Origin of the sequence: Shewanella sp. UCD-KL21 (assembly GCF_001957135.1) — a bacterium.
Classification (GTDB): Bacteria; Pseudomonadota; Gammaproteobacteria; order Enterobacterales; family Shewanellaceae; genus Shewanella.
In genome coordinates this window covers 1-11,909 of record NZ_MPHK01000039.1, presented here as the reverse complement: position 1 = coordinate 11,909, position 11,909 = coordinate 1, and the positions used below count along the sequence as shown (strand labels likewise).

11 protein-coding genes and 1 pseudogene are annotated in these 11,909 nt (G+C 42.2%); 4 read left to right on the top strand and 8 right to left on the bottom strand.

The genetic code is table 11. From position 1 onward, the window contains the following. Positions 1–85 precede the first annotated feature (85 nt). The 4 genes and pseudogenes from BM739_RS19585 to BM739_RS19570 form a co-directional block, all read left to right on the top strand. Positions 86–409 (top strand): peptidase, encoded by a 324-nt coding sequence (locus BM739_RS19585; protein WP_076543296.1) that lies wholly within the window; start codon positions 86–88, stop codon positions 407–409. After that, positions 403–750: an IS66 family insertion sequence element accessory protein TnpB gene (gene tnpB / locus BM739_RS19580; RefSeq protein ID WP_076543295.1), complete on the top strand. Its 348-nt coding sequence runs from the start codon at positions 403–405 to the stop codon at positions 748–750. Before BM739_RS19585 ends, tnpB begins: the two co-directional genes overlap by 7 nt. Positions 751–833: 83 nt before the next feature. Then, positions 834–2,267 carry an IS66 family transposase gene (locus BM739_RS19575; RefSeq protein WP_076543294.1) on the top strand — a complete coding sequence of 478 codons (1,434 nt, stop codon included), beginning with the start codon at positions 834–836 and terminating at the stop codon, positions 2,265–2,267. A gap of 25 nt (positions 2,268–2,292) precedes the next feature. Beyond that, positions 2,293–2,709: pseudogene (locus tag BM739_RS19570) on the top strand (IS3 family transposase); the annotation flags it as partial. Between the two features lie 50 nt (positions 2,710–2,759). Here BM739_RS19570 and deoD read toward each other — a convergent pair. The 8 genes from deoD to BM739_RS19530 form a co-directional block, all read right to left on the bottom strand. Then, positions 2,760–3,470, bottom strand: coding sequence for a purine-nucleoside phosphorylase (deoD, locus tag BM739_RS19565; RefSeq protein ID WP_076543293.1), 711 nt, complete (start codon positions 3,468–3,470; stop codon positions 2,760–2,762). A gap of 124 nt (positions 3,471–3,594) precedes the next feature. Beyond that, positions 3,595–4,812 (bottom strand): phosphopentomutase, encoded by a 1,218-nt coding sequence (locus BM739_RS19560; RefSeq protein ID WP_076543292.1) that lies wholly within the window; start codon positions 4,810–4,812, stop codon positions 3,595–3,597. Positions 4,813–4,825: 13 nt separating this feature from the next. Beyond that, positions 4,826–6,157, bottom strand: a complete 1,332-nt coding sequence (gene deoA / locus BM739_RS19555; protein ID WP_076543291.1) for a thymidine phosphorylase — start codon at positions 6,155–6,157, stop codon at positions 4,826–4,828. 128 nt (positions 6,158–6,285) lie between these two features. Continuing rightward, complete coding sequence (gene deoC / locus BM739_RS19550; RefSeq protein ID WP_076543290.1) at positions 6,286–7,059, bottom strand: deoxyribose-phosphate aldolase; 774 nt, start codon at positions 7,057–7,059, stop codon at positions 6,286–6,288. Between the two features lie 429 nt (positions 7,060–7,488). Then, complete coding sequence (locus BM739_RS19545) at positions 7,489–8,316, bottom strand: outer membrane protein OmpK (RefSeq protein WP_076543289.1); 828 nt, start codon at positions 8,314–8,316, stop codon at positions 7,489–7,491. A gap of 675 nt (positions 8,317–8,991) precedes the next feature. Next, positions 8,992–10,254, bottom strand: a complete 1,263-nt coding sequence (locus BM739_RS19540) for a NupC/NupG family nucleoside CNT transporter (protein ID WP_076543288.1) — start codon at positions 10,252–10,254, stop codon at positions 8,992–8,994. A gap of 183 nt (positions 10,255–10,437) precedes the next feature. Beyond that, positions 10,438–11,199, bottom strand: coding sequence for a TatD family hydrolase (locus BM739_RS19535; RefSeq protein WP_076543287.1), 762 nt, complete (start codon positions 11,197–11,199; stop codon positions 10,438–10,440). A 357-nt stretch (positions 11,200–11,556) separates the two neighbouring features. After that, a partial coding sequence (locus tag BM739_RS19530; protein WP_139326935.1) for a transposase occupies positions 11,557–11,909 on the bottom strand: 353 nt, incomplete at its 5' end.

Sequence of the window (11,909 nt, the reverse complement as noted above, 5' to 3'; positions counted from 1 at the left end):
GAAACGTAAACGTCCGGACAAGTACATCTTCAACTGCTTTCATTGATCCCTTATTTTAACTCCTGACTATACATCAGGAGTTAATATGGCTAAACGTTCTCATGAAGATTGGACTGCTTTGATAAAACAGCAGCCCGCTAGCGGCTTAACGATCACGGCTTTCTGTCGTCAGCATAAATTAAGTACCAGTACTTTTTATGCCCGTAAAGCCAACAAGGCTAAAATTAAAACGGTCATGCCTTTTGCTAAAGTAACAGTGGCAACGCCAACAGATGTGACGAGCCAAACCCAAGTTAGCGATGCTCAACAAGTTATCTGTTTACAGCATCAAACTGGCTTATGGACTTTCCCAGGCTCGTTGCCAGCAAATTACCTACTTGAGATTATAAAAGGCCTGCAAGCATGTTGATGTTTCAGCAGCTTCCCAGTGTTTATCTGCATCGTGAGCCCGTGGATTTTCGCAAGTCGATAAATGGCCTGGCCATTATCATTGAACAACAACTGTCGCTACAGGCCACCGATGGCAGCGTGTTTGTTTTTTGTAATAAAAGTCGTGATAAATTAAAAATCTTGTACTGGGATAGCACAGGTTTTGCGCTTTGGTACAAGCGCCTTGAACAGGCCAAATTTAAGTGGCCAACGCAGAGTAAAGATGAGTGCATGAGCTTATCAGAGCAAGAGTTTCATTGGCTGCTCTCAGGGTTTGATGTATTGGGACACCGTCAAGTTAAGGGCTTGAGTTACAGTTGATTGATCGCCATTACGTATGAAGTTTTCGATAATGAGATCACTGTAATGGCCTTGTTTAGGCTGACATTTGATATAATTACCTCATGAAATTAGCACTCGATGACCTACCCAACGATATTGATTTACTTAAGCAATTATTGCTTGAGACGTTGGCGGCTAAAGATGCTGAAATCACTGAGCTTAAACAATCCATGCAGCGGTTACTTGAGCAATTCCGTCAAGCGCAGCAAAAACGTTTTGGGGCCAGCAGTGAAACCCATGATTATCAAGGTGAGGTATTTAACGAAGCTGAAGTCATCAATGATGAGCCTGCTGAATTAACCGCTGTTGATGAGTCCGTTCCCCCTAAAAAACGAGCAAAACGTAAGTTACTACCTAAAGACCTGCCTCGTGAAATTATTACTCATGATATTAGCGAAGCAGATAAACAGTGTGCCTGTGGTCATCGGTTGACCTTGATGGGGCAAGATAGCAGCGAGAAACTCCAGTTTATTCCAGCACAAATTAAAGTGATTGAGCACGTTAGGTTGAAGTACAGCTGCAAACACTGCGAAGCGCAAGGTACCCAGACCAACATCAAACAAGCGCCAGCTCCAGTCAGTCCAATCCCCAAAAGCTTTGCCACGGCAAGTCTATTGAGCCAGCTTATCACGAGCAAATATCAATATGCGTTGCCACTCTATCGACAAGAAACCTTATTTAAACAGCATGGTATCGAATTAAGTCGCCAAACGATGTCAGACTGGATGATGAAATCAGCCGCCTTGTTTAAACCCTTATATGATTTACTGCACCAGCAGCTGCTAAAGCAAAAAGTCATCCATGCAGATGAGACTACGCTCAAAGTGATTAACGATGAGCGTGTAAAATCCTACATGTGGGTGTATTGCTCAGGTGCGGATGGGCCGAGTATTGCGCCTCGATATCAAGAGTTAAACAGCATCGTTCTATACGACTATCAAGACGGTAGCCGCGCGAGTACGTGCGTGAGTCATTTTCTGTCCATTGAAAAAACGGTGTTTAATGGCTATTTACAGGTCGATGGCTACGCGGCTTACCAACGAGCCAATGACAGACTCGTAGGCTGTTGGGCGCATGCACGACGTAAATTTAAAGAAGCGATAGTGGCGCAAGGAAAAACTAAAACAAGCAAAGTCAGCAAGGCAGATATGGCATTGAGCATGATAGCTAAGCTGTACCGGATTGAAACGCAAATACAATCACTCAGTCTTGAAGCAAAGCTCAGTCGTTACGTAGAAGACAGCCGACTCAATATAGACAACAACCGTGCAGAACGCGCAGTAAAACCATTTGTGATAGGGCGTAAGAATTGGCTGTTTAACCACAATCATCGTGGTGCAAAGGCCAGTGCTATTTTGTACAGCATCATAGAAACGGCCAAAGCCAATGGGCTAACGCCATTCGATTACATTGAACACTGCTTGGAGCAGCTATCCCATCCAAACTGTGACCTCAATAGCCTTTTACCCTGGCGCGTTAATCTAAGCAAGGCGTAGTTCACCGGACGCTTACGGAGAAACTTATATCAGTCTAGTGACAGATGCTTACTCTCGAAAAATAGTGGGTTATCAAGTTGATGACAACATGAAGACGAGCTCAGTCAAGCAAGCCTTTAGGCGGGCATTAAGAAATAGACAAAGCAGTGATGTCCTTGTTCACCATTCAGATAGAGGCATACAGTATTGTTCAGCAGAGTACCAAGCATTACACCATAAGTACGGCGTCACCTGCTCAATGACGGACGGTTATGACTGTTATCAAAATGCACTCGCAGAGCGGATAAACGGAATACTTAAAAACGAGTACCTGATTAGCAAACCAAATGACCTTGCAGATGCAAAAAGAATGGTTGCTGAGTCTGTAGCAATCTATAATCAACGCAGGCCACATATGGCCTTAAAATACAAAACGCCCGATGAAGTTCATCGAGCGTTTTAAACTGAAAAAAGTGTCAACTTATTTCAGGACTAGTCATGAATAACGTTAAATTACAGAGTTACTACTGCATCTAATGTCATGATAATCATTTCGTTGAAAGTATTTTGACGTTCATCAGAAGTGGTTTTTTCACCAGTTCTGATATGGTCAGAAACTGTCACTACGCATAATGCTTTAGCGCCAAGTTCATGTGCAACACCGTAAAGGCCTGCCGCTTCCATTTCGACCCCAAGTACACCCATTTTTTCCATGGTATCGAACATAGAAGGATCTGGAGTGTAGAATAGATCTGCAGAGAAAACGTTACCTACGCGCACTTTAGTTTCGTGCGTTTTAGCTGATTCAATTACCGCATTCATTAAGCCATAATCTGCAATCGCAGCAAAATCTTGACCTTTAAAACGTAAACGGTTTGCTTGCGAGTCAGTACAAGCGCCCATTCCGATAATCACATCACGTACTTTTACGTCAGTGCTAATTGCACCACATGAACCCACACGGATTAGGTTTTTAACGCCGTAATCAGAAATAAGCTCATGTGCATAGATAGAACATGATGGAATACCCATACCAGAACCCATTACAGATACACGAGTACCTTTATATGTTCCAGTAAAACCAAGCATGTTACGTACATCAGTAACTTGCTCTACATTTTCTAAAAATGTTTCAGCAATGTACTTTGCGCGTAATGGATCGCCTGGGAATAAAACTGTTTCAGCAAATGCACCGTCAACAGCATTAATATGTGGTGTAGCCATGGAAAACCCCTATATTTTTATCGTATATCTTTATATGTGGGCAGCAAAGTCATCCCCTTCGCTGCCGGACGTGATTCTACTATATTTATTAACAAATTAACCTTAGTAGATGGCATTTGAATCATCAATTAATGAAAGATTCACCATAATCCATAGGTTCAAGCTTGAAATAACTCGCAATCGACTGCCCAATGTCGGCAAAACTGTTTCTACGGCCTAATGAACCGGCAGCTAAACCCGCGCCTAAAGCAATCACAGGAACACGTTCACGGGTATGCTCAGTACCAACCCAGCTAGGGTCGCAACCATGATCTGCTGTCAGTAATAACAGGTCATCAGGGTTAAGTAAGGCTAATAACTCAGGCAAACGTTGGTCAAAGTATTCCAGTGCTTTGGCGTAACCGGCAATATCACGACGGTGTCCGTAGTGAGAATCAAAGTCGACAAAGTTTGTAAATACAATGGTGTTATCTTCAGCACGCTTGATTTGCTCAAGGGTTGCATCAAATAACTCTTCAAGGCCCGTTGCCTTAAATTTTTGCGTAATACCGCTGTTGGCATAAATATCAGCAATTTTACCGATACTGACCACTTCGCCACCGGCATCTTTAAGCTTATCAAGTACCGTTGGCGCTGGCGGTAATACCGCATAATCATGACGATTACCTGTGCGAGCAAAATCTTCAGGGCCGCTGCCCACAAATGGACGCGCAATCACGCGGCCAATATTGTATGGCTCTAACTCTTCACGGGTGATTTCGCATAAGCGATATAAGTTTTCTAAACCAAATGATTCTTCATGACAGGCAATTTGAAACACAGAGTCTGCTGAAGTATAAAAAATTGGCTTACCGCTGCGCATGTGCTCTTCGCCAAGTTCTTCTAGAATGGTGGTACCAGAGGCATGGCAATTACCCAAAAAGTTGGTTAAGCCTGCACGTTTGAGGATTTTATCCGTAAGCTCTTTTGGAAAAGAGTTGGTTAAATCAGAAAAGTAACCCCATTCATACAATACAGGCACACCAGCCATTTCCCAGTGTCCACTCGGGGTATCTTTACCTGAGCTTAATTCATCCGCATGGCCATAGGCACCAATCACCTCGACATTATCAGCGAAACCATCGGCGAATTTACCCGTACTTTCAAAGCCTAAATGGCCTAGGCCAAGTTTGGCTAAGTTAGGCAGTGTTAATGGTCCTTTACGGCCAATATCGGCACGGCCTTCAGCACAGGCTTTGGCAATATGACCAAAGGTATCTGAACCTGTATCTCCGAATTTTTCAGCATCAGTGGCTGCACCAACACCAAAAGAATCCAACATTAATATAAATGTACGTTTCATAATTTTTACTCCATTATAAATCTGAAGCGCGGATATAACGGTAGATTTCAGGCGTCTTTTCTGGCGCAGAATCTTCAATGTTAATCGCCTGCTGAACGGCAGCAGAGGCTTCTTCGAAAGCGGCTTCAGATTGAGCATGTACCATGGCGATAGGCTTATCAGCTGATATCTCATCACCTAGTGCACATACTTCTGTTAATCCAACGCTATAATCTAATGCGTCGCCAGGCTTTCTGCGGCCACCACCTAAGGTCACTACCGCTAAACCTAACTCTCGGGTATCCATGCTATGAGCAAAACCCTGTTTGTTGGCATACACAGGACGAATAATTTTCGCCTGTGGCAAATATTTGTCATAAGACTCAACAAAATCTGCTGGCCCGCCAAGGCCTGATACCATACGGCCAAAAAATTCAGCCGCTTTACCATTATTTAAAACAGTATTTAATTTTGTACGTGCGTCAGCATCATTTTGCGCAATGCCGCCAAGTACTAGCATTTCAGCACATAAGCCCATAGTGACTTCGTAAAGACGTGGGTTACGGTAAGCGCCAGTTAAAAAGTTAATCGCTTCACGCACTTCAACCGCGTTACCGGCACATGATGCCAACACTTGGTTCATGTCAGTTAATAAAGCGGTAGTTTTAGTGCCAGCACCGTTTGCCACTGCAGTAATACTGCGAGCAAGTTCTTCAGAGGCTTCATAAGTTGGCATGAATGCGCCACTACCGACTTTAACGTCCATAGCTAAAGCATCTAAGCCTGCTGCGAGTTTTTTAGAAAGAATTGAAGCGGTAATTAACGAGATAGACTCAACGGTTGCGGTATTATCACGGATAGAATAGAAACGTTTATCGGCTGGGACTAAATCACCGGTTTGGCCAATAATGGCAACGCCAGCTTCTTTAACTACTTTGCGAAATAACTCACTTGATGGCTCGGTTTGGTAACCTGGAATGGCATCAAATTTATCTAAGGTGCCGCCAGTATGACCAAGGCCGCGACCTGAAATCATCGGTACATAACCACCACATGCCGCCGCCATTGGGCCAAGCATCAGGCTAATGACATCACCAACACCGCCGGTGCTGTGCTTATCAATAATGGGGCCGTCAAGTGACAGTGCATCCCAGTTTAATACAGTACCTGAGTCACGCATACCTGTGGTTAAGGCAATACGTTCATCCATGTTCATATCTTGAAAATAAACAGCCATACCAAAAGCGGCTATTTGGCCTTCTGAAACGGTATTTTGGGTAATGCCATCAACAAAAAATTGAATTTCAGCTGCGCTTAATGCATCACCATTACGTTTTTTACGAATAATTTCTTGAGCGAGAAACATGTTACTTCCTCCAGCAAGATGAATTTATTGAGCCATCTTGCTACAACAATAAGGCACCGAATGGACTTAAATGATCTATTCGGTGCATGCTAAATCGTTATGTCAAAACCGTACAATACTAACTTTGATTAGTAACCTTGTGCACCAGCAGGCGCATCGGCTAACTCAAGAGTATGAAGTAAGCTAGTTAATAAGCTTGAAGCGCCGAATCTAAAGTGTGCAGGAGTAACCCAGTCAGCACCTAGAATGCGTTCAGCCAAACCTAAAAACTCGGCAGTTTTAGCCGCGTCACGTACACCACCGGCTGGTTTAAAACCAACATTGGTGTTCTTTTCGCTAATCACGGTTAACATGATTTCTGCAGCTTCAAGTGTGGCATTAACCGGTACTTTACCGGTTGATGTTTTGATAAAGTCTGCACCTGCATCAATTGAAAGCTCAGATGCTTTACGAATTAACGCTGCATCTTTTAACTCACCTGATTCGATAATCACTTTCAAAATTGCTTGGTCGCCACAGGCTTCTTTACACGCTTTAACCAGCTCAAAACCTAAAGACTCGTTACCAGCCATTAATGAACGGTATGGGAAAACCACATCAACTTCGTCTGCGCCATAAGCAACTGCTGCACGGGTTTCTAATACTGCTATGGCAATATCGTCATTTCCATGCGGAAAGTTAGTCACTGTCGCGATTTTGATGTCTTCACAATCTAGCTCGTTTAACGTTTTGCGAGCAATTGGGATAAAACGCGGGTAAATACAGATTGCAGCAGTATGGCCAGCAGCGGTATTCGCTTTGTGGCATAAATCTATGACTTTTTGATCAGTATCATCGTCGTTTAATGTGGTTAAATCCATTAAAGAGATACCAAGTTGTGCTGCTTTTTTTAAATCACTCATGTTTGCTCTCCGAAACAAAAAATAAATTAATCTTGTTTTGGCAATGCATAAAGCTGGCAGTAGTTTAATTGTGAGGCCGGGCCTTCGAGCATTGCCAGTAAATTAGTTGATAAGTTACTGAACTAAGTATTCAATCTGATAACGAGTACCACGACTTGAATCCTTGAAGACCGGAAGAGGTGAAACAATGAAGTATGCTTCATCCATTCCGCGAAAATTCCTTTTTAGCGCGCAAATCAATCCAAACTATTTATGTCGAACATTTTATGACTTTCTCATAAAATATTAGTTCAAATAAAACTCTGTTTGGACGTTAATATTTAACTAAATACACTGTATCAAATTTTAGGATGTATTTAAGTAAATACTAACATATTTTATAAAATTTGGAGCCACATTTTCTGTGGCCCCAAGTGCTTACAAGTTAATTTAGAACTTGTAAGTAGCAGTTAGGTAGTGAGCCCAACCAGTTGTGTCTAGACCAACGATGCCAGCACCATCTTCAAGAAGGTAAACATCTTTATAGCCTTTTAGGCCATAACCTAGCGCGTAGTTGTCTGAATGCCAGTGTAGACCGAAGTAAGCAGCACCACCGTTAGAGCTCATAGGTACAAACTCATCACCATACTCGTCGTCAGCACCAAATTGGTAATCAACATAACCTTGGAACGCTACGAAAGTACCGTTGTCAAAATTGTGAACAGGCTTGAACCAGTTCATAGAGAACTGGTAACCATTCCAGTCTTTACCGTTCATGTCGTAATGAGCGTATAAGTTCATGCCAGTTTTACCTAACCATGGAACCATAACGTCAGCACCTAAACCCCAGAAAGAAGAGTTTACGTCTTCGCCGATTGCACCGCCACCCCAGTTGAATAGAGTAGAGAAGTAAACTTCTTGGATAGGGCCAACTGAAAGATCAACACCTGTGATTGCATCTAAAGAGAAACGAGGTGCAAACTTCATGAACATTCTGCTTTCGCCGTAACCTTTGTCACCTGAATCTTGAGTGAATAAGTTAAATACGTCTACGTAACCGTATAAATCAACAACACCAGCGCGACCACCAAATTCCATTTCTAAGTAATCGTGACCACTTTCGCCAGCACTTGGTAATTCGTCAAATGCGTACATTGCATTGAACTGCATCCAGCTGTAATCACCAGAACGTAAATCGGTACGGTCAGCAGCCATTGCAGGTGCAGACATTGCAGCTATAGTTGTAGCAGCTAAAGCTAAAGTTTTAACGTTTTTCATTATCAACCCCATTGATATTTGTTTTTTACCACCTACGTGGGTGGCGTTTTTTATAAACGTTCGCATTGTACCTATTTCGGCTAAAAGCTCAATACAAAAAAGACAAAATACGAATACTTAATCCCAAAATGTGAACAATATCCACACTTTTCACTAACAACTAATAATTAAATAATCTATAAAACCACCAAAAGCACCCAAAACATTATAAAAAACCACAGCAACTAACATGCCATAAACACCTGTAGCAACAGTTAATGAAGTAAACTTCATGGTCGCGCCTATGTTTAATCGACAAAAAAAAGCCGTTATTATCAGATAATAACGACCTTTAAAATTGACAAGCTTTAATTATGACGTTCAGGGTAGTGCGCGAATGTTTTCCCGTTAAGTTAAAACCCCAGAAGCCGCAACAAACACCATAGAGAGCAAGCTCAGTAAACATCTGATGACAAAACAAAACAAGACTAGGCAAAACAAGGCCATTTGCAGTTAACCCCCTAATCACAGCTACAAGCACAAGCACAAGCACAAGCACAAGCACAAGCATAAATTATAAGTTAGTGATATAGCATCACCACAAGATATACTCGCGACTGCTTTTAAATACAAAAAGGCCGTTATTATCAGATAATAACGGCCTTTTTATTAACTAGGTTTAAACCATAACGAATATTAAATCGCTAAGAATAAACCTGCTAATGTTGCACTCATTAAGTTAGCTAGTGAACCAGCAATAACGGCACGGATACCAAGCTTAGCAAGGTCGTGGCGACGGCTAGGCGCCATTGCACCTAAACCACCTAATAGAATAGCAATAGATGATAAGTTAGCGAATCCACATAATGCGAATGAAATGATAGCTTTAGTTCTATCAGACATCATCATGCCAGTCTCAGCAACTACTTTGAAACCTTCTGCAGAAGCATCAAGTAAGTAAGGAGCGAAGTTTAGGTAAGCAACGAATTCGTTTACAACAATCTTTTGACCGATGAATGAACCAGCAACAAGTGCTTCGTTCCAAGGTACACCGATTAAGAATGCTAATGGCATGAAGATATAACCAAGAATTAGCTCAAGGGTAATGCCTTCAAGACCAAACCAACCAGTAACACCACCGATGATACCGTTGATCATTGCAATTAAACCAACGAAGGCAATCAACATTGCACCCACGTTTAGTGCTAAATGCATACCAGATGAAGCACCGCCCGCTGCAGCGTCTAACACGTTAGCTGGCTTATCAGGATCTTCAGGAAGATCTGCCATGTCATTTACAGCTTCTTCAGTTTCTGGATGCATTAGTTTAGCCATCATCAGACCACCAGGAGCCGCCATGAATGATGCTGCAACTAAGTATTCAATTGGTACACCCATTTGCGCGTAACCCGCTAATACTGAACCCGCGATTGATGCTAAGCCACCAACCATAATTGCGAATAGCTCTGAGTTAGTCATAGTCGCAATAAATGGACGAACAACTAGAGGCGCTTCAGTTTGACCAACAAAGATGTTAGCTGTTGCTGACATAGACTCTGTACGGCTAGTACCTAATGCTTTTTGTAAGCCACCACCGATAATACGGATGACCCACTGCATAATGCCTAAGTAGTAAAGTACAGCGATTAATGAAGAGAAGAAAACAATAACCGGTAAAACATTTACCGCGAAAATGAAGCCAACTTTGAATTGAGCTAAGTCGCCAAATACGAAGTTAATACCTGCTTGCGCATAACCAATTACGCTAGATACGGCATCAGACATGCCTTGTAAAATGTCTTTCCCGACTGGTACATATAATACGAAACCAGCAAAGAATGCTTGAATTGCTAAAGCACCACCAACAGTACGCACATTAATTGCTTTTCTGTTATTTGATAGTGCATAACCGATTGCTAGTATGGTAACCACACCTACTAGACTCATTAGTATATCCATTAATCACGACCCTTTTTAATTTGTTAACGATATGTATAATTGTTGTTAACTCACCTATTTTCAGTTAGTGATTATAACTGACGAGCAGATGAAAATCGTGGATTAGTTCATAGTTTTAGAGTTTAATTTCAGGATCTTATCCTACAGCAACGCCCACCAACCGCTGTGTTTAAAAAAAAAGAATTACAGCTCAAACAGTTGTCGCGCATTCCTCTCTAGTTGTTCCATAATTAAAACAGTGGTTTTTTTTTGTAATTTTGCCATCTGTTCAACAAAACTTGTTAACTGAAGCGGAGTATTTCGTTTATCTGGTGAATTATAGGGCGCCATGCTGGGAGAGTCGGTTTCTATTATGAAGTGTTCAATATCAACTTCTGTAACCGTTTTTTGTAACTTTTTGGCATTAGGGCTCATGATTAACCCACCTATTCCCAATTTATACCCCAGTTCAATATAAGATTTTGCCAGCTCTGGGGCGCCATAAAAGCCATGAATAACCCCGCCTTTAGGGTTAGGGTATTTTTTCAACATAGCTAATAGCTCAGGATGAGCTTTTACCGCATGTAAAATCACCGGTAATTGCCAATCAATTGCTGATGCTAATTGAGCTTCGAGTAAATCCAACTGTGATGGCGACCAATGTCGAAGTTTATCTAAACCACATTCCCCAAGGGCAACAAACCTTGGGTTAGCCCGATGTTTAGCGATAAGATTATTTAACGCAGCCACTGCTTGAGAAATGTCAGCAGGTACATACCAAGGGTGGATACCTAAGGCATAATAACAGTCAAACTCGCTGGCAACCTCTAGCTGTTTAGCCCAAGATGACTCGCTAATCCCAGGAATAATAGCGTTATCTACCCCATTTGCGCGCATCGCGGCAAACAAAGCTGCTCTATCATGATCAAAATCCGCTAGGTCGAGATGGGCATGGGTATCTATCATCACTTTCTCTCAAACAAATGACACGGCTGTAAATTAGCGCTCAGACCGCAATTTAGCTAACCGCTCTTACATGATTTATTTGCCACTATAGAATAAAAATCACCTTTAAGGGTAAATTACAGCCAATAAAATGTATGGTCAGCCTCGTTATTGCAAATGATATTTTCGATAACGAGGTTGGTTTGCGCTAATGTATTCGGAGTCTTCATTAGGTGCTTACCACCCGCTCCACGATGAGTTCCGCGCTAGATTGTCCTCAAAAAGCCCAAAGCATACTGCGTTGCTGTTTTTATTGTCAGGTCTTCAATCTAGTGGTCTGACCGTTCTGTCATCTTCTCTATCATCTGCAAACTCGGGTTAAACTCTTATTTCAAAGGCTTGCTTGGTCGATAACACCGACCACGCTATTCGYACCAATTTATTCGCTAATGCTACGACTGCGACATTAAATGGCTTTCTCGCTCTAAGCTCAAGTATCCATTCGCCAAACACCGCAACCGCAACGTCTGGCCTCGATAAAATTGACCGTGCTCCATGGATAAACAAGGTCCTTAACGCTTTGTTACCCCGCTTACTTATCCCCAACAACGTGGTTTTACCGCCAGTGGAGTATTGGTGCGGCACTAATCCTATCCACGCTGCTAACTGTCGTCCGTTTTTAAAATTACCCGCATCAGAGATATCGGCTAAACACTGACTCGCCGTTAAAT